Here is a 22287-nt window from a genome sequence, read left to right as displayed (position 1 = left end):
CTCAAGGGGCGCGGGGAACTGCGCGACCAGCCACACAAGACCGGCAGTCGCGTACGACGCTCAACCCCTACGGCGATCAGGCGCGAACGGCTTCTTTGATCTCCGCCGCGTCCAACCGCGCAGCGGCCCGCTCGGCCGTACCCCGAGCCCACGCCCCGCTGGTCACCGCTCCGAGCACCAACACCGCGAACCCACACCCCGCGAGGATCCACCAACCTGGCACGGCGGCCGAAACGAACGTGTCCCGATAAGACGACGAGCCAACGCCGGATGCCAGTACCGCTCCGATCACGGCAACCCCCAGCGTCTGCCCCAGCTGGCGGCTCGTGGAGGCCACCGCCGCGGCCACACCGGCCTGGCTGCGGGGCATGCCCGAGACCGCCGTGTTCGTGATCGGGGCGTTGAGGAAGCCGAACCCGACTCCGAACAGGGCGTAGCCGAGGAACAGGGTGGTGTCCGACGTCTCCGCCTCGAAGCCGGCGAAGAGGATCCCGGAGGCCGTCATCGCGGTGCCCGCGATCAGCAGGGGGAGGCGGGGGCCGCGGTTGCCGACCAGCCGTCCCGCCAGGGGCGCGCACAGGAACGTCGGTACGGCCATCGGCAGCATCCACAGTCCCGCGTGCAGGGCGTCCAGGCCCCGTACGTTCTGGAGGTACAGCGTCGACATGAACAGGAACCCGCCGAGCGACGCGAAGCCGCACACCGCTATCACGGTCGCCCCGCTGAACGGCGCCGACCGGAAGAACCGCAGGTCGATCAGGGGTTCGTCGCGCCGGGGCTCGTACCAGAGCAGCCCGGCGAGGGCGGCCAGCGCGAGCAGTACGTACGGCAGGACGGCAAAGAACCCGGCGTTCGGCATCTCGATGATCCCGTACGTCAGCGCCCCGAACAGCACGATCACCAGCACCTGACCGACCGGATCCGGGCGCCGTGCCTTCGGGGCCCGGGACTCGGGCACGTACCGCAGTGTGAGCAGCAGTGCGGCCAGCCCCACGGGGAGGTTGATCCAGAAGATCGACCGCCAGCCGACCGACTCCACCAGCAGACCGCCGACCAGGGGCCCCGCGGCCATGGAGATACCGACCACGGCACCCCACGCCCCGATCGCGCGCGCCCGCTCGCGGGTGTCCGTGAAGGTGTTGGTGATGATCGACATGGCGACCGGGTTGAGCATCGAACCGCCCACCGCCTGCACCATGCGGAAGACGACCAGCGTCTGGAGGTTCGGCGCGACCGAGCACAGGGCGGAGCCCAGCGTGAAGACGATCAGGCCGGTCATGAAGACGCGCTTGCGGCCGAGCCGGTCGGCCGTGGAACCGGCCAGCATCAGCAGCGAGGCCAGCACCAGGGTGTAGGCGTCGATCGTCCACTGGAGGCCCGCCGTGGTCGCGTGCAGTTCCTGCTGCATGGACGGCAGGGCCACGTTCAGGACGGTGTTGTCGAGGCTCACGATCAGCAGGCTCATACAGCAGATCGCGAGGACCAGCAGGCGGCGGCGGTGGGTGAGCTCGGGCATGCGGTCCAGCGTACGCCGATTTCGATAGTGCGTCTAACTAATGAATTTTGCCAAGGCATTGCACGGTGGTGGCGCGCGGCACGATGACGGTGGTAGCGCACGGCACAATGGAGGAATGTCCACGACCACGCCCCCTGTCACTACCGCCCTTCAGATCGGACCGCACACCGTCCAGCCGCCCGTCGTCCTCGCCCCCATGGCCGGGATCACCAACGCTCCCTTCCGCACGCTGTGCAGGGAGTTCAGCGGCGGCAAGGGGCTGTTCGTCAGCGAGATGATCACCACCCGGGCGCTGGTCGAGCGCAACGAGAAGACCATGCAGCTGATCCACTTCGACGCGAGCGAGAAGCCGCGGTCGGTGCAGCTGTACGGGGTTGATCCGGCCACCGTCGGCAAAGCCGTCCGCATGATCGCGGAAGAGGGGCTCGCCGATCACATCGACCTCAACTTCGGGTGTCCGGTGCCGAAGGTGACGCGTAAGGGTGGGGGGTCGGCGCTGCCGTACAAGCGGCATCTGCTGCGGGCGATCCTGCGGGAGGCTGTGGCCGGGGCCGGGGAGCTGCCGGTCACGATGAAGATGCGCAAGGGTATCGACGACGATCACATCACGTACCTCGACGCGGGGCGTATCGCCGTGGAGGAAGGTGTGACGGCGATCGCGCTGCACGGGCGTACCGCTGCTCAGCACTACGGCGGTACGGCGGACTGGGACGCTATCGCTCGGCTCAAGGAGCATGTGCCGGAGATTCCTGTGTTGGGGAACGGGGACATCTGGTCGGCGGAGGATGCGCTGCGGATGGTGCGTGCGACGGGGTGTGACGGGGTGGTTGTGGGGCGGGGGTGTCTGGGGCGGCCTTGGCTGTTCGCGGATCTGGTCGCCGCGTTCGAGGGGCGTGCTCAGGACATCGCTCGGCCGTCTTTGCGGGAGGTGGCCGATGTCATGGTTCGGCATGCCACCCTGCTCGGTGAGTGGATCGGTGACGAGGCCCGGGGTGTCATCGACTTCCGTAAGCACGTGGCCTGGTATCTGAAGGGCTTCGCCGTCGGCAGCGAGATGCGCAAGCGGCTCGCCGTCACGTCCTCTCTGTCCGAACTCCGGTCCGGGCTGGACGAGTTGGACCTCGATCAGGCCTGGCCCCTTGGTGCCGACGGGCCGCGGGGGCGGACCTCCGGCAACAACCGGGTGGTTCTGCCGGATGGTTGGCTGAAGGATCCGTATGACTGTGCCGGTATTGGTGAGGACGCGGAGCTGGACACGTCTGGGGGTTGAGCCGTGATGCCTCGCGGCGCGCTGTGCGGCTTCGGTGGGGGCGGATGTAGCGCCCACGGTTGTGTGGTGGGTCGGGGCCGGGGCGGGGGTCTCCGTCCTCGGTCCGGCGGTGCTGTGTCTCCAAGCTGTACTGCGTGTCGGACGCCGGACGCTGCGGGCGGACACCCCCCGCCCCGTCCCCTTACCGCCGTGGGCGGCCAGGGCGCCTACGGTCCGGGGGCACCTCATGCCCAACGGCGGCTTTCCAGGGGCGCGGGGAACTGCGCGACCAGCCACGACGAACCCGCAGCCGCCATACGACCGAACAAGGCACCCCAGACGGCGAAACCCGCACAGCCCACACGCGGGGAACTGCGCGACCAGCCCCCACGCACCAGCACCCGGCATACGACCATCGGGGTCGAAGGGGCGGAGCCCCTGGGGATGGGACGGGTAGGGGCGGCGGGGGCGAGGAAAGGCTGGGTGGGTCAGGACGTGGAGGGGCGGGGTGTGGAGCCGTAGGCCGTGAGGAAGCGGTCGCGGAAGGCGCTCATTTTCCAGACGGGGGCGTCGGGGGCCGGCTTGAGACCGTCCGTCCAGTTCCAGGAGGCGATCTTGGAGAGGACGTCGGGATCCTTGGCGACGAGGGAGATCGGGACGTCGCGGCTCGCGCCGGTGCCGCTGACGCGGGCGATGGGCTGGTGGTCACCGAGGAAGACGAGGACGGTGTCGTCGGTGCCGTAGCGCTCCAGCCACTGGGTGAGGCTGGTGAGGGAGTACTGGACGGACTTGCCGTACTCCTGCTTGGAGCGGGTGGAGTTGGTGATGATCTCGGAGGGCTTGAGGGCGGCCTTCTGGATCGGGCCGAAGAGTGAGCCGTCGCCGAGTCTGTTCCAGTCGACCATCTTGGGGATGGGAGCCCAGGGCTGGTGGCTGGAGGTGAGGATGACCTCCGACATGAGGGGCTTGTCGCGCTTCTTGCCGTGGATCTGGCGTTGGAAGGCTTCGAGGGCGTACTGGTCGGGCATCGTGGACCAGCTGAACTTCGGGCCCTGGTAGCCGAGTTGGAAGGCGTTGTAGACCCTGTCGAGGCCGTAGTACTCCTGCTCGGGCCACCCCTTCTGGACGCCCGGCATGACACCGACGGTGTCCCACGCGCCGGTCTTCTGGAAGGCCTTGGTGAGGCTGAGGTGGTCGCTGGCCATGACCGTGCGGTAGCGCTGCTGGTTGTCGATCCACAGGCCGGACATGGTCGTGGAGTGGCCCAGCCAGCTGCTGCCGCCGTACGTCGCCGAGGTCAGCCAGCCGCTCTTCGCGTGGAAGCCGGCCTTCGTGAGGGCTTCGGTGCCGGTGGTGAGGGTCTTGTCCACGCCGGGGGCGATGGCCGGATCTTCGAGGGCGCTGCGGCCGTAGCTCTCGATGAAGGTGAAGATGACGTCCTTGCCGCGCAGGTCCGGCACCAGCTGGGCGGGCGGGGTGGCGCCGAAGGCGTCCACCTTGGCCACCTTCCGGAACTCCGCCTCGTCCCGCAGGGTGTCCACCACCCGCCTGGTCTGGACTTTCACCGCTCCGGCGGTGCGTTCGGAGGCGACCGGCATGCCCGAGACCTGGACGCCGAGGGCGGAACACGTGACCCACACGGTGGCGGCGATCAGGGTTCCCCTGGTGGCGGTCTGCCGGTGGTCCGCGAGCAGGTTGCTCAGGCGGACCATCGCCAGCGCCATGAGTGACAGGAGGGCGAGGATCAGGACCACCACTGCGATCGTGGCTCCGAGCGCCGTGGCCTTGCCCATCGAGTCCTCGACGTACGCCTGCGCGTCGTCCAGCAACTCCCAGTCCAGGACCAGGTTGAAGCCCCGGCCCAGGTACTCCAGGAAGCCCATGTCGAGCACGTTCAGGATGGTCACCACGCCGAGGCCGACCCCGGACAGCACGGCCATGACCAGTCGTGGTCTGCGCGGCAGCGCGAGCATCACCGCCGCCCCGATGATCGCCTCCACCGGGATCCGCGTGAAACGGTTCGGCTGAAGCGCCACCAGTCTGTTGGGGAAGAGCAGGGCGCCGAGGACCAGGACGGCGGCCAGGATCGTCGTCGTCCAGCGGAGGGTGCGCAGGGTGGTGGGGTGCGCGGTCCGCCAACGGGCCAGCCGTGAGCGGAGGGTGGCTCTGGCCGGGGGTGGCCCGTCGGCGTCCTCGGCTTCCGGTGCCGAGCTCTCTGTGATCGTGTCGGTCACCCGAGGGTCCTTCCGCGCGAGCCCGTGAGAAGAGGGCGGGTCACGCAGGGAGACCCGCCACCAACCCGTACGGAGCGCTCAAACCCGCCGTTCACATCTCCGGGCAAACACCGGGCAAACGCCTGCCCAACGGCCGTTCCTCAGGCGCCCCCCACCGCCGTCAGCAGGGCGAGGGGGGCCGCCGCGGAACGCGCCTCGCGCACGCAGGCGTGCGGATACGGCACCGGCTCGCCGTGGGTGCTGCGGCCGTAGCCGGCCCAGACCTCCGGCAGGCGGTGGCCCGTCGCCGTCGCCGCGTCCACCAGCGCGTGCGCCACCGTCCGCGCTTCGTCGTGCAGGCCGTAGCGGGCCAGGCCGAGGGTGATCAGGGCGTTGTCGTGCGGCCAGACCGATCCGCGGTGGTACGACAGCGGGTGGTACGCCGACTGGCCGGACGCCAGGGTGCGTACGCCCCACCCGGAGAAGAAGTCCGGCTCCAGGAGGCGGCGGCCGACGAGCTCGCCGTACTCCTTGTCGAGCAGACCCGACCAGAGGAGATGCCCGGCGTCGGAGGCCAGGGCGTCGACCTGGCTGCCCTCGCCGTCGAGGGCGAGGGCCGGGAAGGCGCGGTCCCGCATCCAGAAGTCCCGTTGGAAGCGGTCGCGCAGGTCGGCGGCGGCCTGTTCCAGGAGGGCCGCGTAGGTCTCGTCCTCCCAGACCGTGCGGGCGATCCAGGCGGTGCGGCGCAGGGCGTCGTAGGCGTAGCCCTGGGCGCCCGCGGCCATGACCGGGCCGCTCGCCCGGGTGCCGTCGGCGGAGCAGATCGCGCCGGGGGAGTCCTTCCAGTTCTGGTTGGCGAGGCCGCCCTGGTCGGCGCGGTAGACGAGGTAGCCGCGGGAGGTGAGGCCGCCGTGGTCCAGCATCCAGGCGATCGCGGCGCGGGCGTGGGGTTCGAGCCGGCGGGCGAGGGTGATGTCCCGGGTCTGTTCGACGTAGGCACCCAGGAGGACGAGGAAGAGAGGGGTTGCGTCGACCGAGCCGTAGTAGCGGCCGTACGGGACCTGGTCGAAGTGCGCCAGTTCGCCGTGCCGTACCTCGTGCACGATCTTCCCGGGCTGGGCGACCGAGTCCGGGTCGGTGCTCTTCGCCTGGGTCGCGGCGAGTGCGGGGAGGGTGGCGGCGGCCAGTTGGGGGCGGTAGGGGAGGGCGAACAGCGAGGTGAGGAGGGCGTCGCGGCCCAGCAGGGTGAGGAACCAGGGGGCGCCCGCGGCCGGTACGCGCAGTTCCTCGCCGTCCGGGCCGGTCGCCGGGACCTGGAGGGAGGCGAGGTCGGCCAGGCCGCGGGCGCAGGCGGCGGCCAGCTCGGGCCAGCCCGTGGGGAAAGCCACGCCCTCCACGAACTCGCCCTCCAGAGCGAGGAGTTGGCGGTTGAGGGCGGCGGGGTCGCGGGGGACCCGCAGGGCCCGCCTGTCGCCGTGCGGGCGGGCCATCACGCGGAGCAGGAGCTCTGCCGAGCCGTGCGGGTCCAGGTCGAGCGTCCAGACCAGGCGGCGGGCGCCGGTTCCGGTCTCCTCGACGCCGTCCGGGGCGGGCTCGGTCTTCACCGTCGTACATGAACGCCATTCGCCGCGGCGGTAGGTGAACTCCACGCCGTCGTCGAGGACTTCGCGGGAGCGGGTGGCGCCGATCTTGGTGTACGTGCGGTGGTCGGAGCGCAGTTCGAACTGGTCGGTGAAGTCGGCGTCCGCGGTGAGGGCGAGACGGACCGTCGTCGGTACCGGGCGGTTGCTGGTGACGCGCAGCGATTCGACGAACGAGCCGTCGCCGACGGCCTGTTCGCGGAAGAGGGTGTAGGCGGGGGGTTCGTTGCGTCCGCCGCGCGGGACGAGGACACAGCGTGCCGTGTCCCCGTCCGCGACCGGCGTGAGCGACTCCGGCACCGCGCCGTCGACCGTCAGTTGCCAACGGCTCAGATGCCTGGCGTCCCGCACGAACAGTCCGTCCGGGGAGCTGCCGCCCCGCACGCCGCTGATGTCGCCGCCGTCGCCCACGGCGGCGAACGTTCCCCCGTGCACGAGCAGATGCTGCCGCTGTGTCATCCCCGCTTCCCTCCCCTGGCTTGAGTGACATGGCCGGTGTCGTGCATGGACTCGTCGTGCATGGGCTCGTTGTGCATGGACTCGTCGTGCGTGGATTCGGCGTGCAGCAGGTCGAGCGTGAGCGCTGCCGTCCAGCTGAAGCCCGTCGCCCCGCAGGCCTCGCCGGTGTACGGGTCGACGTACTCCGCGAAGCCGGAACTGCCGGCGATGTCGAGGGCGGCCTCGCGCAGCGCGTCGGCCCGCTCGTGCTGCCCGTGCGTGCGCAGCCCGCGCTCCACGAGCCAGCTGGTGTTGAACCAGGCCGGCCCGCGCCAGTAGCGGTGCGGGTCGAAGGCCTCGCCGAGGAGGTCGTAGCTGGGCACGAGCCGGGTGGTGGAGCCGAGGCCGAAGTGCGGGCCGCTCGCCGTGCGGACGAGCGCGGCGGCCGTCTCGCGCGGCAGGCCGGGCAGGAGGAGGGGGATCAGTCCGGAGACTCCGCGCTCGCGGATCAGACCGCCGTCGCGTACGTCCCGGCAGAAGAACATGCCCTCCGCCGGGTCCCAGAGGCGTTCCACCAGGGCTGTCGTCAGGCGCTCCGCGCGCGCGTGCCGGGCCGTGCCCGGTGCGCCCAGTTCGCGTGCGATCCGGGCCAGCGCGTGTTCGGAGGCGATCAGCAGGGCGTTGAAAGAGGGGTCCTCGACCGCGAACTCGCCGTGGCCATCGGCGTATTCGGCGTCCCGGTAGTCCGTCGCCAGGCGTACGTACCGGCCGTAGTCCAGGTCCGTCGGGCGGTCCTCGGGGGCTCCGTGGGCGAGGTCGGCGCGGCGGAAGGAGCGGGCCGGGGCCGGGGTGACGCGGGAGAGCGGGAGGTCCCAGCTGGGGCTGTTGTCCATACCCTGTTCCCAGGGGTGCACCACGGACGCCAGGCCGCCGCCGCCCAGGTCCCGGCGGTGCAGCAGATAGCGGTGCCAGGCGGCCAGGCGGGGATACACCCGGGCGAGGAAGGAGCGCGACCGGGACAGGCCCGGGTCGGCGCGGTGCACCAGCCAGGCCGCCAGCGCGTGCACCGGTGGTTGCACGATGCCGGAGGTCTGTACGGTGCGCGGGGCGCCCGCGGCGCGCCCCGCGGTCGAGGAGCGCCAGAAGTCGGGGCTCGGGAAGTACGCGTCGAGCGGTACGGAGGGGTTGAAGACGATGTGCGGGATCCGCCCGTCGCCCCACTGGGCGTCCAGCAGGGTCTCCAGCTCCGTCTGGGCCCGTAACGGCGAGAGGTGTCTGAGACCGATCGCGATGAACGCCGAGTCCCAGGACCACTGGTGCGGGTACAGGCCGCGCGAGGGGACCGTGGAGGAGCCCCTCCAGTTGTCCTCCAGCACCCGGGCGGCCCTGACGTGCAGCGGATGTGTCGCGATGTCCGGTTCGTATACGACGGTCCGTGGGACGGCGGGTGCGGTCAGCTGGACAGTGCGGTCCACTCGGGGCTCCCCGAAGATGTTCGGCCGATCGGTTCGGTCTTGGCTACCGTAGGGTTACGTCTATTTAACACGCAAAACCCAATATGTAATGCAGTCTTGAGAAACACAAGGGGGTGCGCATGGCAGGGCGAGGTCAGGGGAGCGCCGGAGATCTGCTCGAACTGGTGCGAAGCGGACGCGCGGTCACGCGCGGAGCGCTCCAGCAGGTGACCGGACTGTCCCGGGCCACCGTCGGCCAGCGCCTGGACCGCCTCTTCCGCGCGGGCTGGCTGCGCGAGGGTGCCGGAGGCCCGGTGGACTCCCCGCTGGGCGGCCGGCCCTCGATCACCCTCGAATTCCATGACGCCCACGCCGTCGTCCTCGCCGCCGACCTGGACACCCGGCACGCCCGCGCGGCCGTCCTGTCGCTGACCGGCGAGATCCTGGCCGAGCACAGCGGCACGCCGCTCATCGAGGACGGCCCGGACGTCGTACTCGGCGAGCTGGGCCACTGGTTCGCCGAACTGCTGGAGAAGACCGGCCGCCGCGCCGACGAGGTCTGCGGCATCGGGCTCGCCGTGCCGGGCCCCGTCGACATCGACACCGGCCGCGTCGTCCAGCCGCCGATCATGCCGGGCTGGGACGGCTACGACATAAGAGGCCGCCTCGCCAGAGCCTTCACCGAACACACGGGCGCCGCGCCGGTCCCCGTCCTCGTCGACAACGACGCCAACCTCATGGCGTACGGCGAACAGCGCACCTCCTACCCCGGCTGCTCCGCGTTCGTCCTGGTCAAGGTCTCCACCGGCATCGGCGCCGGAGTGGTGGTGCACGGCTCGATCTACCGGGGCATCGACGGCGGCGCCGGGGACATCGGCCACATCCGGGTCGGGGCGGACGCGCTGTGCCGGTGCGGTTCCCGCGGCTGTCTGGCCGCCGTCGCGAGCGGCGGTGCCGTGGCGCGGCGGCTGGCGGAGACCGGGGTGCCGGCGGCGTCGGGCTCGGATGTGCGCGATCTGCTGGCGGCGGGCGATCCCGAGGCCGCCGCGCTGGCCCGCGAGGCCGGGCGCCAGGTGGGGGACGTGCTGGCGACCGTGGTGACCCTGCTGAACCCCGGGGTGCTGATGATCGCCGGAGATCTGGCCGGAACCCCCTTCCTCACGGGTGTCCGGGAGCTGCTCTACCAGCGGGCGCTGCCCCGTTCCACCGCTCACCTGGACGTCGTCACCTCGCGGCTCGGGGAGCGGGCGGGGCTGGTGGGGGCGGGGGCGCTGGTCGTGGAGCACCTGTACGCGCCCGAGCGGGTGGAGGAGCGGTTGGCTGCGCTGGGGGTGTGACGGGGGTCTGGCGGGGTGTGTGACGGGCGGGTTTCCGTTCCGGAAGGTCGTCCGCATGGTGAAATCCGGGTGACTGTGGAAGCGTGATTCTCGCCACCCTTGATAAGGGTTCCGCTCAGATGAGCGGATCATGAGCGACTGCACTTCGTGGAGGTGTGGCACTGAGTGCCACCCCTTGATCGTTCACCGATCGAAATCAGACGTGCCGACAGCCGCTCAGATGAGCTGAATCGAGCCCGAATGGGTGGCGATGCGTTCAAGAAGTGAAAACATGCGCCCGTCGACGCTTGCCAAGCTTTGACTTTCGATCCGCTGGCGGACGACTGGTTACGGGCGTATGACGCGCGAGTGGACGTACCCAGACGCCTTCGATCTGGGTATGTTCCTCGCCGTCAGGGCAGCCACCGCGTCCTCGAGGAGTCGAGACCCGTGTCGGAAAACAAAGATCCCCACGTAGCTGATCAGGCCGCGCGCGTTGAGGGTGTGAAGTTCGTTTACGACTTCACCGAGGGCAACAAGGACCTCAAGGACCTCCTCGGCGGCAAGGGTGCGAACCTCGCGGAGATGACCAATCTGGGTCTTCCGGTCCCCCCGGGGTTCACGATCACCACCGAGGCCTGCAAGGTCTACCTCGACAGCGGTGCGGAGCCGGCGGCACTGCGTGACGAGGTGAGTGCGCACCTCGACGCGCTGGAGCAGCGCATGGGCAAGAAGCTCGGCCAGGCCGACAACCCGCTCCTGGTCTCCGTACGCTCCGGCGCCAAGTTCTCCATGCCGGGAATGATGGACACGGTCCTCAACATCGGCCTCTCCGACAAGTCGGTGAAGGGCCTGGCGGAGCAGGCGGGCGACGAGCGCTTCGCGTGGGACTCCTACCGCCGCCTCATCCAGATGTTCGGCAGGACGGTCCTCGGCGTCGACGGCGACCTCTTCGAGGACGCGCTGGAGGCGGCGAAGACGTCCAAGAAGGTCACGGTCGACACCGAGCTGGAGGCCGCCGACCTCAAGAAGCTCGTCACCAAGTTCAAGAAGATCGTCAAGACCGAGGCCGGCCGGGACTTCCCGCAGGACCCGCGCGAGCAGATGGACCTCGCCATCCACGCGGTCTTCGACTCCTGGAACACCGACCGCGCCAAGCTCTACCGCCGCCAGGAGCGCATCCCCGGCGACCTGGGCACGGCCGTCAACGTCTGCTCGATGGTCTTCGGCAACCTCGGCCCGGACTCGGGCACGGGCGTCGCCTTCACCCGCGACCCCGCCAGCGGCCACCAGGGCGTCTACGGCGACTACCTCCAGAACGCCCAGGGCGAGGACGTGGTGGCCGGTATCCGCAACACGGTCCCGCTCGCCGAGCTGGAGTCGATCGACAAGAAGTCGTACGACCAGCTGATGCAGATCATGGAGACCCTGGAGAACCACTACAAGGATCTCTGCGACATCGAGTTCACCATCGAGCGCGGGCAGCTGTGGATGCTCCAGACCCGCGTCGGCAAGCGGACGGCGGGCGCGGCCTTCCGGATCGCGACCCAGCTGGTGGACCAGGGGCTCATCGACGAGGCGGAGGCGCTCCAGCGCGTCAACGGCGCCCAGCTCGCGCAGCTGATGTTCCCCCGCTTCGACGAGGAGGCCAAGGTCGCGCAGGTCGGCCGGGGTATCGCGGCCTCGCCGGGCGCGGCGGTCGGCAAGGCGGTCTTCGACTCGTACACGGCCGTCAAGTGGTCGCGCTCGGGCGAGAAGGTCATCCTGGTCCGCCGGGAGACCAACCCCGACGACCTGGACGGCATGATCGCGGCCGAGGGCATCCTCACCTCCCGCGGCGGCAAGACCTCCCACGCGGCCGTGGTCGCGCGCGGCATGGGCAAGACCTGTGTCTGCGGTGCGGAGGAGCTGGAGGTCGACACCAAGCGGCGCCGGATGACGGTGCCGGGCGGCCATGTCGTGGAGGAGGGCGACCTGATCTCGATCGACGGGTCGAGCGGCAAGGTGTACCTGGGCGAGGTCCCGGTCGTGCCGTCCCCCGTCGTGGAGTACTTCGAGGGCCGGATGCACGCCGGCGCGCAGGACGCCGACGAGCTGGTCGAGGCCGTCCACCGGATCATGGCGTTCGCGGACCGCAAGCGGCGGCTGCGCGTGCGCGCCAACGCGGACAACGCCGAGGACGCGATGCGCGCGCGGCGCTTCGGTGCCCAGGGCATCGGGCTGTGCCGTACGGAGCACATGTTCCTCGGTGACCGGCGTGAGCTGGTCGAGCGGCTGATCCTGGCGGACACGGAGGCCGAGCGCGAGGAGTCCCTGAAGGGGCTGCTCCCACTCCAGAAGCAGGACTTCGTGGAGCTGTTCTCCGCGATGGACGGACTCCCGGTCACGATCCGGCTGTTGGACCCCCCGCTGCACGAGTTCCTGCCGGACATCACGGAGTTGTCCGTACGAGTGGCGCTGGCCGAATCCCGCCAGGAACCCCACGAGAACGAACTGCGCCTGCTCCAGGCCGTCCACCGTCTGCACGAGCAGAACCCGATGCTGGGGCTGCGCGGTGTGCGCCTGGGCCTGGTGATCCCCGGACTGTTCACGATGCAGGTACGGGCGATCGCCGAGGCCGCGGCCGAACGCAAGGCGGCGAAGGGCGACCCGCGCGCGGAGATCATGATCCCGCTCGTCGGCACGGTCCAGGAACTGGAGATCGTCCGCGAGGAGGCCGACCAGGTCGTCGCCGAGGTCGAGGCCGCGACCGGTACCTCGCTCAAGCTGTCGATCGGAACGATGATCGAGCTGCCGCGGGCCGCGCTGACGGCCGGTCAGATCGCGGAGGCGGCGGAGTTCTTCAGCTTCGGCACGAACGACCTGACCCAGACGGTGTGGGGCTTCAGCCGGGACGACGTCGAGGCCTCGTTCTTCACGGCGTACCTGGAGAAGGGCATCTTCGGCGTCTCCCCCTTCGAGACCATCGACAAGGACGGCGTCGGCTCCCTGGTGAAACTGGCCGCGGAGGCGGGCCGCGCGACCCGCCCCGACCTGAAGCTCGGCGTCTGCGGCGAGCACGGCGGCGACCCCGAGTCCGTCCACTTCTTCCACGAGGTCGGCCTGGACTACGTCTCCTGCTCACCCTTCCGCATCCCCGTCGCCCGCCTGGAAGCAGGCCGCGCGGCCTCCGAGTCGGCGGGCAGCGACCACCGGTAGCCCACGGCACCGACAGACCCCGGAGCCGCCGATCGTCCCCGACCGACCCTCACCGATGGTCGGCGGCTCCGGATCACGAGAGGGGGCGGCATCCCGTGCGGGGGGTGCCGCCCCTCAGTCGTGTGGAGGCGGTCGGGTGGGGCCGTTGGTGGTGTCGTCCTCGCCGGGGGCGTCGTCTCCGGAGCGGAGCAGATCCGTGATCTGGCGCACCGACTCCTCCGAGCCGTCATGGACGGTGAGGGAGATGCCGTTGGCGGTGATGGTCACCGGGCCCGTGTGGTGCGGGACTGGCGCCAAGTGGCGTAGGCGACCGCGAGGTTGGCCAGGGCTATGGTCTGGCCGACGATCAGTTCGACGACTTCGACGGAGCCCAGGAAGCCGCCGGTGTGCCACGTCTGGCGCAGCCGCAGTTCGGCATGACGTCGCAGGTCGTCGTCGCGGCGGAGCAGCAGGTGTGGCCCCGCCGCGCCTTCCCTGGCGTCAGTGGTCCGTCCGGCGCCTGCGGGCTGCCATGAGGACCGCGCCGCCCGTGAGGAGGGCGACCGAGCCGCCGGTGGTCAGGTAGACCGTGGTGTCGTTGCCGCCGGTTTCGGCGAGGTCGGGGTTCTGGGGGGTGGCCGGTTCGGTTGTTTCGGTGTTCCCGGTGTCCGTCTTGTTGTCGTCGGCCGGTTCGAAGCCCGGGGGTGGGCTGTCGCAGCCGATGCCGTCGCCGTCGCGGTCCAGGTGCTTGCCGTAGTGCTCGTCGCCCTCGGGGATGTTGGCGTGGCCGCCGGCGTAGGCCTCGGTGCAGTTGGTGAAGGGGTGGTTGCCGTCGTGGGCCGAGGCGGTGGCCGGGAGGGCGGCCAGGGCGAGCGCGGCGACGGCGATGGCGCCGGGCTTACGGAGCAGGTTCACAACTGGTCCTTCCAGGTTCGCGGTTCACATGGCGTGAGGCGCGGCTCGTGGTTCGTGGTGGTATTCGTGCGTCTGATCCAGAACGGGCGATCAGCCGGGAATGAGGTGACGAACCTATTGAGGGGTGGAAGGTGTGGTGGAGATATGAAGGACCTGTGATGTGACTGTGACGTGACCGGAGGGTAGCTCTCCGTAAGACCGGCGCCCGGGTGCGGTGGTGCTAGGCGCGGAAGGGGCCCGTCACCTCGTAGGTGATCCCGCCGGACGAACTGCCGCTCGTCCCCCGCTGGCTGGAGAAGTAGAGCCGCGTGCCGTCGGGGGAGAAGGCCGGGCCCGTGATCTCCGAGCCGGACTGGCCGTCGATGCGGAGGAAGGGGGCGATCACGTCGTCGGGGGTGATCACGCAGATGTCCATGGAGCCGCCGTCCTCGGCGATGAAGAGGTCGCCGGAGGAGGAGCCGGTGATGTTGTCGACGCCGGTGAGCGGGGCGGTGCCGGAGGTGACCAGGGAGTCGTCGTAGGCCAACTCGTAGGTGCTGGAGGTGAGGTTGAGCTGCCAGACCCGGTTGTCGCCCTTCGTCGTGAACCAGACCTTGTCGTCGGCGTAGTGGCAACCCTCGCCGCCGTTGAAGGACTTGGAGCCGGCCACCTGGGTGCGGGTGGAGGTGGGGGAGCCGTCGGGGTCGGGGACGGTGGTCCAGGTGTAGGAGCCCGACGTGGCGGTGCCCGCGACCAGGACCTGGAGGGTGCCGGAGGAGAGGTCGCCCCAGGTCGTCGGTACGAAGCGGTAGAGGCGGCCGTTGGACTCGTCCTCGGTCAGGTAGACGACGCGGCGGACGGGGTCCGCGGCCGCCGCCTCGTGCTTGAAGCGGCCCATCGCGTCGCGGCGGACCGCGGCCGCCACGCCCCACGGGTCCGTCTCGTAGACGTAGCCGCGATCCACCTCCTCGCAGGACAGCCAGGTGTTCCAAGGGGTCTTTCCGCCCGCGCAGTTGGTGCGGGTGCCGGACAGGATGCGGTACGCCGACGTGATCGTCCCGTTCGACGAGAACCGCACCGCGCTCGCGCCGCCCGACGGGTTGATCTCCGAGTTGGAGACGTAGATCCAGCCCGTGCCGTCGGCGTAACAGGCGCCGCCGTCCGGGGCGTTGTGCCAGGTGTACGACGTTCCGGCGACCGTCTGGCCGGAGCGGGCGATCACCCGGCTGGTGAAGCCGGCCGGAAGTCTGATGCCGCGGGCGTCCGGCGCGCCGAGCGAACCGTAGGGGCCGGTCCCGGGCTGGGCGGGGGCGGCGTACGCGGCGCCGCGCCACAGGGTTCCGCCGAACGCGGCGGCGGAACCGCCGACCACGGCGGCACGGAGGAAGGTGCGACGTTCCACGCTGAGAGGGTTCGGGCTACGACGTTCCACGCTCGCTCCAGGGTGAGTCGTGACCGCCTGCCACCGGTCGGCGACAGGGACGCGCGGTGACGGACCCTAGACCTTGGGGGTTGACGTGTCATGGACAAGGCGTGACGTGGCCGTACGGTTCGCATGGCCGCCGGAGGCATGCCGCAGCGGGAGCACCGGTGGCTCACGCCGGCGTGGGCCCGGTTCCGCCGAGGGGAGGCGGATGACGGCGTCCAGGCCGCCCGTGGTGGCCGGGTGCAGGCTCGCCTCGCCGCCACTGGCGTGGGCGAGGCGTTGGACGAGGGGGAGGCCGAGGCCGGTGCCGCCCTTGGGGGCGCCGGGGGCCCGCCAGAAGCGGTCGAAGGCGCGGGTGCGCTGCTCGGCCGTCATGCCGGGCCCCTCGTCGGTGACGTGCAGGTCGACCCAGCAGGGGCGCGCGTCGCGCAGGGCGCGGCGGGACGGGGCGTGCGGGCGCAGGTCGATGGCCACGGTGGTGGCGGGCGGGGAGGCGCGCAGGGCGTTGGACAGGAGGTTGTCCAGCATCTGTTCGATCGCCCCGGGTACGGCGAGGGCCGGGCCCACGCCGCCCGCGAACAGGACCAGGCGGACGTCCTGCCGGGCGAAGAGCGGGGCCCAGGTGCGGTGCCGTTCGGCACAGAGCGCGCCGATGTCGACCGGGCCGGGGGTGGCCGCGTTCTCCTCCAGCCGGGCCATCGCGAGCAGGCCCTCGACCATGCGGGCGAGCCGGTCGGTCTCGGTGACGGCGGCGATGAGGCTGGCCCGGCCGTGGGCGGAGACGTTGGGCTCCAGGTTCTCCAGCCGCAGCCGCAGTGCCGCCAGCGGGGTCTTGAGCTGGTGCGATGCCTCGCCCGCGAACGCGCTCTGGGACGCGAGGAGATGGGCCAGACGCGCGGCGGTGCGGTTGAACGCCGCGGCCAGACTGCGCACTTCGGGCGGGCCCTTCGTCACCGTCACCGGAGCGGCCCGGCCCCCCTCCGCCAACTCATGTGTCGCACGCTCCAGTTCACGGATGGGGCGGCCGGTCCAGCGGGCGATGGCGAACGCCACGAAAGTGACCCCGGTGAGGACCGCCAGCCCGCCCAGGGCGAGCAGCAGCCAGATGTGGTGGACGCGTTCGTGCACCGTCCGGGTCGGAACCGTCAGCCACACGGCGGCCTCCGGCCGGGCCCCCTGACCGACGGGCGCGGCCACCGACAGGTACTGGACCCCGCCGATGGTGGAGGTACGGACGTCCGCCGTGGAGGAGCCCCGGAGCGCGGCCACGATTCCCGGACGGGAGGCGAGGTCACGTGAGGCCTCCGGCGTCAGCGGATGCGAGGTGGCCAGCGGCACGCCCGTACCGTCGACGATCACCACCTTCCCGCCGATCCGCGCGGCGCAGTGCACCACCCGGCCGGGCAGGTCCCGCTCCGCCCGCCCGGCGGCCAGCGACAGCGCGGCGTACGCGGAGACCGACTCGGCCTCGTCCTTCGCCGCGTTGACCACCCGCTCCCGCTCGCCCCGCGAGTACACGAAGCCGAGCGGGATCTCCAGACAGAGCAGGAGGAGCGTGGCGAGGCCCAGATAACTGAGCAGCAGCCGGCGGGTCATGGCCGCGCGCCCGGCCCGGTGCGCATGTCCGGCCCGGTGCGCACACCGGGCCCGGTGTGCACGGCCAGCCGGAAACCGACCCCGCGCAGCGTCTGGATCCACGCCGGGTGCCCCAGCTTCCGCCGCAGCGCCGCCACATGGACGTCCAGCGTCTTGGTCGGACCCTCGTAGTGCGGATCCCACACCCGGTCGAGAATCTCCTGCCGCGAACGCACCGCGCCCGGGTCCTCGGTGAGCAGCGCCAGCAGATCGAACTCCTTGGGCGTGAGCGGGACTTGGGTCCCGCCCACCCACACCTGACGAGTACGGCGGTCGACCACCAGCGGACCGGGCTCGGCGACCGGGGACGCCTCCTCCTCGGCGGCGTACGACGGGATCGTCTGCGGTTCGATCGTCTGCGGCTCGTAGGAAGGGAAGGGCTGGGTCTCGTACGACGGAGACGGAGACGAGGGAGAGGGGAACGGAGACGACGGAGAGGGGAACGGAGGCGACGACGGCGGTGGTGACGCGGGCTCCGCGTCCCACGCCATGGACGCCGACGGCTCGGGGGACGGAAGCGCCGAGGAAGCCGAGACCGGGAGGGCGCCCGGCATCGTCCCGGCCGTCGGCTCCGGCACCCCCTGCGTCCGTCGGCTCCGCCGGGTCACCGCCCGGATCCGCGCGACCAACTCCCGTACGCTGAACGGCTTCGCGAGGTAGTCGTCGGCGCCGAGCTCCAGGCCCAGCACGCGGTCGGTCTCCTCCCCGCGGGCGCTGAGGATGAGGATGGGGACGTCGGAGACCTGTCGGATGCCCCGGCAGACGTCGATGCCGTCCATGTCCGGCAGCCCGAGGTCCAGCAGGACGACATCGCCGTACGGCCCTCTCAGCCCGTCGGTGCCGGTGGCGACGTGATCCACCGTCAGTCCGAAATGGCCCAGAGCCTCGGTGAGCGGTTCGGCGATCGTTTCGTCGTCCTCGATGAGCAGTACTCGTATGCCCATACGTCCTGTCTCTCCGTGAATTGGACTCGACACGTTACAAGATGATCCCGCGTCGGGGTAATGGGGCAAAGAATGTTCCATTCCTGTCCGGGTTCTGGCTTTCACTTAACCTTCCGCTGGCCCGGACCCCTCTACGGTGAGGTGACCTGGCCGAACTCCCGACCGAGGAGCCATCGTTGAAGGCATTGCTGGACCGGGCCCGTACGTTCACGCAGCGGGTCGAGGGCGATCGCGGAGAATTCCGGAAACTGGCGGAGGGGCAATACCCTGAGGCCCTGTTCATTACCTGCTCGGACTCGCGGGTGATACCCGCGCTCATTACCGGAGCGCGGCCCGGAGAGATATTCGAGCTACGGAACGCGGGCAATATCGTGCCGCCTTACGGGCGGCATGGGGCCTCGGGTGAAGCGGCCACCCTCGAATACGCACTGGAGGTGCTCGGGGTTCAGGACATCGTCGTGTGCGGTCACTCACACTGCGGAGCGATGGGTGCGCTGAAGTCCGGCGACGACCTGAGCGCGCTGCCGGGCGTCGACGCCTGGCTGGGCATCGCCCGCCCCGAGCTCACCCCCGTCCTCACCGGCGTGGACGACGACCCGTGCCTGGCCGACGTGGCCCAGCACAACGTCGTCAACCAGCTGGCCGCGGTGCGCAGTTACCCGAGTGTGCGGCAGCGGATGAGGGACGGCCGGCTGCGGCTGCACGGCTGGTACTACGAGGTCGACACCGGGCGGGTGTACGAGCTGGACGACGACGGCGGCTTCCGGGTGCACGCCGGATGAGCGGGGCGCACGCGCGCGGGACGAGGGGCGCCAGGCGTGCCGGGGGCGCCTCCCTCCCCAGGATCCCCGACATCTCCAAGGCGTCCGGCATCTCCGAGGCGCCCGGCATGCCCACGGCGCCTGACATCTCCACGGCGCCCGACAACCCCTGGGCACCCGACAACCCCTGGGCACCCGACAACCCCTGGGCACCCGACAACCCCTGGGCACCCGACAACTCCCGGACACCCGACACCCTCGGCGCCTCCACATCACCCAAGCCCCCCAAGCCCCCCAAGCTCCCCAAGTCCGACCTCGGCACCGAGATCACCGCCTCCCTCGTCGTCTTCCTCGTCGCGCTCCCGTTGTGCATCGGGGTCGCCGTCGCCTCCGGTGTGCCGGCCGAGCTGGGGATCATCTCCGGGGTGATCGGCGGGCTGGTGGTGGGCGCGGTGCGGGGGAGCACGCTCCAGGTGAGCGGGCCCGCCGCCGGACTCGCCGCGCTCGTCGCGGAGACCGTCGCGGAACACGGCGTGGCGATGCTCGGCGTGATCGTCCTGGGCTCGGGGATCCTCCAGATCGTCCTCGGTGTCGTACGGCTCGGCCGGATGTTCCAGGCGATCTCCCTCGCCGTCGTCCAGGGCATGCTGGCCGGCATCGGGCTCCCGCTGATGGTGAGCCAGATGTATCCGATGGCCGACGGCAAGGCGCCCGGCACCCCGATCGAGAACATGGCGGGGCTGCCCGGGCTGGTCGCCGACATCCTCACGGACCGGCAGGCGGTGATCGCCACGCTGCTCGGTGTCGTCACCGTCGTGCTGAGCTTCCTGTGGAAGAAGGTGCCCGGGCCGGTCAAGAAGGTCCCGGCCGCGCTGGTGGCCGTGGGCGTCGGCATCGGGGTCGCCGCGCTGCCCGGTGTGGACGTCAAGACGCTCCAGGTCGGTGATCTGCTGGCGGCCGTGCAGGTGCCGGGCGGGGAGCAGTTCGCGGGGCTCGCGGACGCCGCGATCATCACCTCGATCCTCACCTTCACGGTGATCGCGTCCGCGGAGAGCCTGTTCACGGCGGCCGCGGTGGACCGTATGCACAGCGGACCGCGCACCCGCTACAACACCGAGCTGATCGCCCAGGGCGCCGGCAACACGGTGGCCGGCATCCTCGGATCGCTGCCCATCACGGCCGTGGTCGCCCGGAGTTCGGCGAACGTCCAGGCCGGTGCGAAGACCCGGCTCTCGCGGACCCTGCACGGGCTGTGGCTGCTGGCGTTCGCGCTGCTGCTGCCGCAGGTGCTCGCGCTGATCCCGATCTCGGTGCTCGCCGGTGTCCTGGTCCACAGCGGCTGGAAGCTGTTCGCGCCCGAGGAGTTCCCGAAGATGTGGCGCCAGGACCGGGGCGAGTTCGTGGTGATGACGACGACCACGCTGGTCATCGTGGCGACCGCGCTGCTCGAAGGCGTACTGATCGGGCTCGCCGCCGGGATCGTGCTGGCCGCGCTCCGGATGTCCCAGACCGTGGTCCGCCAGCACGTCGAGGAGGACACCGCCAAGGTCGTCATGGCCGGCAACGCCACCTTCCTGCGGCTGCCCAAGGTCATCGAGGCACTGGAGGCCGCGGCCGCCGCCGGCAAGCCCCGCATCCGCCTCGACCTGACCGGCGTGACCCACCTGGACCACGCCTGCCGCAACCAGGTCGAGGAGTTCACCGCCCAGCAGCGCGGGATGGGGCTGCGAGTGGAACTCCTGATGCCGGGACCGGCGGGACCGGCGGGACCTGCGAGGACGGTGACGACGCCGACGGCCGTGCCGGACGCCCCGGAGCCCGAGGCGAAAGACGCCGCCCCCACCCCCGGCCCCACCGCCGAATGGTTCTACCTCGACACCCGGCCCCTCCCGGACGATTACGCCCAGCGCCCGCCGCTCGTACGCTGAACCCTCTGAACCGCACCCGTCGGCGGAGGGAGGCCGGCCATGTCCGGCTGGAGCGAGAAGGACATCCCCGATCAGAGCGGCCGTGTCGTAGTCGTCACCGGGGCCAACAGCGGCATCGGATACGCCGCCGCGCGGGAGCTGGCGCGCGGCGGCGCCCGGGTGGTGCTCGCCTGCCGCAGCGAGGCACGCGGCAACGAGGCGGGCGACCGGCTGGCCGCCGAAGTCCCGGGCGCGGAGGTGGAGTTCGCCCGCCTTGACCTGGGAGACCTGGCCTCCGTACGGCAGTTCGCGCAGGCCTTCTCGTACGACCGGCTCGATCTGCTCGTCAACAACGCGGGCGTGATGGCGCTGCCGTACGGGACGACCGCCGACGGGTTCGAGACGCAGTTCGGCGTCAACCACCTGGGGCACTTCGCGCTCACCGGACTGCTGCTGGCGCCGCTGCTGGCCACCGGGGGCGCCCGGGTGGTGACCGTCTCCAGTACCACGCACGCGCTGGCGAACATCGACATCGACGACCTCAACAGCGAGCGTCGCTACCGCCGTTGGATCGCCTACGCCCGCTCCAAGACCGCCAACCTGCTCTTCACCCACGAGCTGGCGCGCCGGTTGGCGGCCCACGGCTCGCCGGTGATCGCGGCGGCGGCCCACCCGGGGTACGCGGCGACCAATCTTCAGACCGCGGGCCCCCGGATGTCCGGGCGCCGGGCCAGCGAGCGGTTCATGCGGCTCGGCAACCGCTTCTTCGCACAGTCCGCGGACGGCGGGGCGCTGCCCACGCTCTACGCGGCGACGGCACCCGACGTACGCCCGGACCTGTTCGTCGGACCGGCCTTCGGAGGGTGGCGCGGGGCGCCGGGACCCTCCTGGCGGGCACCGTGGACGCTCGACGACCGGGCGGGTGAGCTGCTGTGGGAGGCCTCCGAGCGGCTGACGGGAGTGACGTACGACGCCCTGAAGATGTAGCCGCCCGAACGGCCCCGGCGGTCAACTGCTTCGGCGATCAGTCCTTGCGGCCGGTCATGGCCACCGTCACCCCGAGCCCGATCATGGTGAGCCCGCCGACCCCGCCCACCAGGGACAGGCGTCGCGGCGAGCGCGCGAACCAGCCCCGCGCGGTCGCCGCGACCAGCCCCCACGCGGCGTCGGAGACCAGCGCGATGACGTTGAACACCAGCCCGAGCAGCAGCATCTGGGCGGCCACATGACCGTGGGCGCGGTCCACGAACTGCGGCAGCACGGCGGCGAAGAACACGATCGTCTTGGGGTTGGTCACCCCGACCGCGAACCCCTCCCAGAACGTGCGCAGCCCGCCGCGCCCCGCCCCGGCCGCCGTCACGTCGTCGGCGAACGCCTCCCGCAGCGACCCGCGCCCCCGCCACGCCCTGACGCCCAGGTACACGAGGTAGGCGGCGCCGGCGAGCTTGAGCGCGGTGAAGACCAGGACCGAGCGCTCCACGATCGAGCCGACCCCGAACGCGACGGCCAGGACCAGCACATAGGCGCCGGCCGTGTTGCCCGCCACCGTGGTCAGCGCGGCGCGCCGGCCCTGGGCGAGTGCCCGGCCGACCACGAACAGCACGCTGGGACCGGGGACCACGATCAGCAGGAACGACATGGCCGCGAAGGCGAGAAGACGATCGGCGGGAACCATACGGCCATGCAAGCACGGGGCTCGTCCGCTCTCCAGCGGATT

General features: G+C 70.9%; 17 protein-coding genes. 6 read left to right on the top strand and 11 right to left on the bottom strand.

Annotated elements, in window-relative coordinates; genetic code table 11:
• Positions 1-76: 76 nt before the first annotated feature.
• Positions 77-1516 carry an MFS transporter gene (locus SLINC_RS15175; RefSeq protein ID WP_067432325.1) on the bottom strand — a complete coding sequence of 480 codons (1440 nt, stop codon included), beginning with the start codon at positions 1514-1516 and terminating at the stop codon, positions 77-79.
• A gap of 115 nt (positions 1517-1631) precedes the next feature.
• On the opposite strand from SLINC_RS15175, the gene dusB reads away from it, so the two are divergent.
• Positions 1632-2786: a tRNA dihydrouridine synthase DusB gene (gene dusB / locus SLINC_RS15170; RefSeq protein WP_067432319.1), complete on the top strand. Its 1155-nt coding sequence runs from the start codon at positions 1632-1634 to the stop codon at positions 2784-2786.
• Positions 2787-3253: 467 nt separating this feature from the next.
• Here dusB and SLINC_RS15165 read toward each other — a convergent pair whose 3' ends face one another.
• The 3 genes from SLINC_RS15165 to SLINC_RS15155 all read right to left on the bottom strand — a co-directional run bounded on the left by SLINC_RS15165 (position 3254) and on the right by SLINC_RS15155 (position 8531).
• Complete coding sequence (locus SLINC_RS15165) at positions 3254-4999, bottom strand: alkaline phosphatase family protein (protein ID WP_067432317.1); 1746 nt, start codon at positions 4997-4999, stop codon at positions 3254-3256.
• 140 nt (positions 5000-5139) lie between these two features.
• A complete protein-coding gene (locus tag SLINC_RS15160) occupies positions 5140-7077 on the bottom strand; it encodes an amylo-alpha-1,6-glucosidase (RefSeq protein ID WP_067432315.1) in 1938 nt (645 codons plus the stop codon).
• On the bottom strand, positions 7074-8531 hold the full coding sequence (locus tag SLINC_RS15155; RefSeq protein WP_079164542.1) for an MGH1-like glycoside hydrolase domain-containing protein: 1458 nt from the start codon (positions 8529-8531) through the stop codon (positions 7074-7076). Before SLINC_RS15155 ends, SLINC_RS15160 begins: the two co-directional genes overlap by 4 nt.
• A 119-nt stretch (positions 8532-8650) precedes the next feature.
• Between SLINC_RS15155 and SLINC_RS15150 the strand changes: the two genes are divergently transcribed.
• Entirely contained in the window at positions 8651-9847 is a 1197-nt protein-coding gene (locus tag SLINC_RS15150; RefSeq protein WP_067432312.1) for an ROK family protein, read from the top strand.
• 429 nt (positions 9848-10276) lie between these two features.
• Positions 10277-13024, top strand: a complete 2748-nt coding sequence (gene ppdK / locus SLINC_RS15145; RefSeq protein WP_067432308.1) for a pyruvate, phosphate dikinase — start codon at positions 10277-10279, stop codon at positions 13022-13024.
• Between the two features lie 114 nt (positions 13025-13138).
• Here ppdK and SLINC_RS47965 read toward each other — a convergent pair whose 3' ends face one another.
• The 6 genes from SLINC_RS47965 to SLINC_RS15125 form a co-directional block, all read right to left on the bottom strand.
• Complete coding sequence (locus SLINC_RS47965; protein WP_159425340.1) at positions 13139-13291, bottom strand: hypothetical protein; 153 nt, start codon at positions 13289-13291, stop codon at positions 13139-13141.
• Positions 13288-13473, bottom strand: coding sequence for an effector-associated constant component EACC1 (locus SLINC_RS50415; RefSeq protein ID WP_225988523.1), 186 nt, complete (start codon positions 13471-13473; stop codon positions 13288-13290). The genes SLINC_RS47965 and SLINC_RS50415 overlap by 4 nt, the downstream gene beginning before the upstream one ends.
• A gap of 31 nt (positions 13474-13504) precedes the next feature.
• Positions 13505-13918, bottom strand: coding sequence for an excalibur calcium-binding domain-containing protein (locus SLINC_RS15140; protein ID WP_067432305.1), 414 nt, complete (start codon positions 13916-13918; stop codon positions 13505-13507).
• Between the two features lie 220 nt (positions 13919-14138).
• Positions 14139-15299 (bottom strand): alkaline phosphatase PhoX, encoded by a 1161-nt coding sequence (locus SLINC_RS15135; protein ID WP_067432302.1) that lies wholly within the window; start codon positions 15297-15299, stop codon positions 14139-14141.
• A gap of 96 nt (positions 15300-15395) precedes the next feature.
• The gene (locus tag SLINC_RS15130; protein WP_079164541.1) at positions 15396-16919 is read right to left on the bottom strand and encodes a sensor histidine kinase; all 1524 of its coding nucleotides are present in this window, start codon (positions 16917-16919) and stop codon (positions 15396-15398) included.
• Entirely contained in the window at positions 16916-17902 is a 987-nt protein-coding gene (locus tag SLINC_RS15125; RefSeq protein WP_067432299.1) for a response regulator transcription factor, read from the bottom strand. Before SLINC_RS15125 ends, SLINC_RS15130 begins: the two co-directional genes overlap by 4 nt.
• Before the next feature lie 176 nt (positions 17903-18078).
• On the opposite strand from SLINC_RS15125, the gene SLINC_RS15120 reads away from it, so the two are divergent.
• Genes SLINC_RS15120 through SLINC_RS15110 form a run of 3 tightly spaced genes read left to right on the top strand, consistent with a single transcriptional unit; the run spans position 18079 to position 21557 of the window.
• Positions 18079-18684: a carbonic anhydrase gene (locus tag SLINC_RS15120; protein ID WP_067432296.1), complete on the top strand. Its 606-nt coding sequence runs from the start codon at positions 18079-18081 to the stop codon at positions 18682-18684.
• Complete coding sequence (locus SLINC_RS15115) at positions 18681-20591, top strand: SulP family inorganic anion transporter (protein ID WP_225988412.1); 1911 nt, start codon at positions 18681-18683, stop codon at positions 20589-20591. Before SLINC_RS15120 ends, SLINC_RS15115 begins: the two co-directional genes overlap by 4 nt.
• A gap of 39 nt (positions 20592-20630) precedes the next feature.
• Complete coding sequence (locus tag SLINC_RS15110) at positions 20631-21557, top strand: oxidoreductase (protein WP_067432293.1); 927 nt, start codon at positions 20631-20633, stop codon at positions 21555-21557.
• A 37-nt stretch (positions 21558-21594) separates the two neighbouring features.
• Here the strand turns inward: SLINC_RS15110 and SLINC_RS15105 are convergent, their stop codons facing one another.
• On the bottom strand, positions 21595-22245 hold the full coding sequence (locus SLINC_RS15105; RefSeq protein WP_067432290.1) for a LysE family translocator: 651 nt from the start codon (positions 22243-22245) through the stop codon (positions 21595-21597).
• Between the last annotated feature and the right edge of the window lie 42 nt (positions 22246-22287).

The sequence above is a fragment of the Streptomyces lincolnensis genome (genome assembly GCF_001685355.1).
Classification (GTDB): Bacteria; Actinomycetota; Actinomycetes; order Streptomycetales; family Streptomycetaceae; genus Streptomyces; species Streptomyces lincolnensis.
This window is presented reverse-complemented; position numbering and strand designations above follow the sequence as displayed.

Coding starts and splice junctions, on each gene's coding strand:
- SLINC_RS15115 (WP_225988412.1), top strand. CDS start 18,681: ATGAGCGGGGCGCACGCGCGCGGGACGAGGGGCGCCAGGCGTGCCGGG.
- SLINC_RS15105 (WP_067432290.1), bottom strand. CDS start 22,245: ATGGTTCCCGCCGATCGTCTTCTCGCCTTCGCGGCCATGTCGTTCCTG.
- SLINC_RS15150 (WP_067432312.1), top strand. CDS start 8,651: ATGGCAGGGCGAGGTCAGGGGAGCGCCGGAGATCTGCTCGAACTGGTG.
- SLINC_RS15125 (WP_067432299.1), bottom strand. CDS start 17,902: ATGGGCATACGAGTACTGCTCATCGAGGACGACGAAACGATCGCCGAA.
- SLINC_RS15110 (WP_067432293.1), top strand. CDS start 20,631: ATGTCCGGCTGGAGCGAGAAGGACATCCCCGATCAGAGCGGCCGTGTC.
- dusB (WP_067432319.1), top strand. CDS start 1,632: ATGTCCACGACCACGCCCCCTGTCACTACCGCCCTTCAGATCGGACCG.
- SLINC_RS15130 (WP_079164541.1), bottom strand. CDS start 16,919: ATGACCCGCCGGCTGCTGCTCAGTTATCTGGGCCTCGCCACGCTCCTC.
- SLINC_RS15175 (WP_067432325.1), bottom strand. CDS start 1,516: ATGCCCGAGCTCACCCACCGCCGCCGCCTGCTGGTCCTCGCGATCTGC.
- SLINC_RS15160 (WP_067432315.1), bottom strand. CDS start 7,077: ATGACACAGCGGCAGCATCTGCTCGTGCACGGGGGAACGTTCGCCGCC.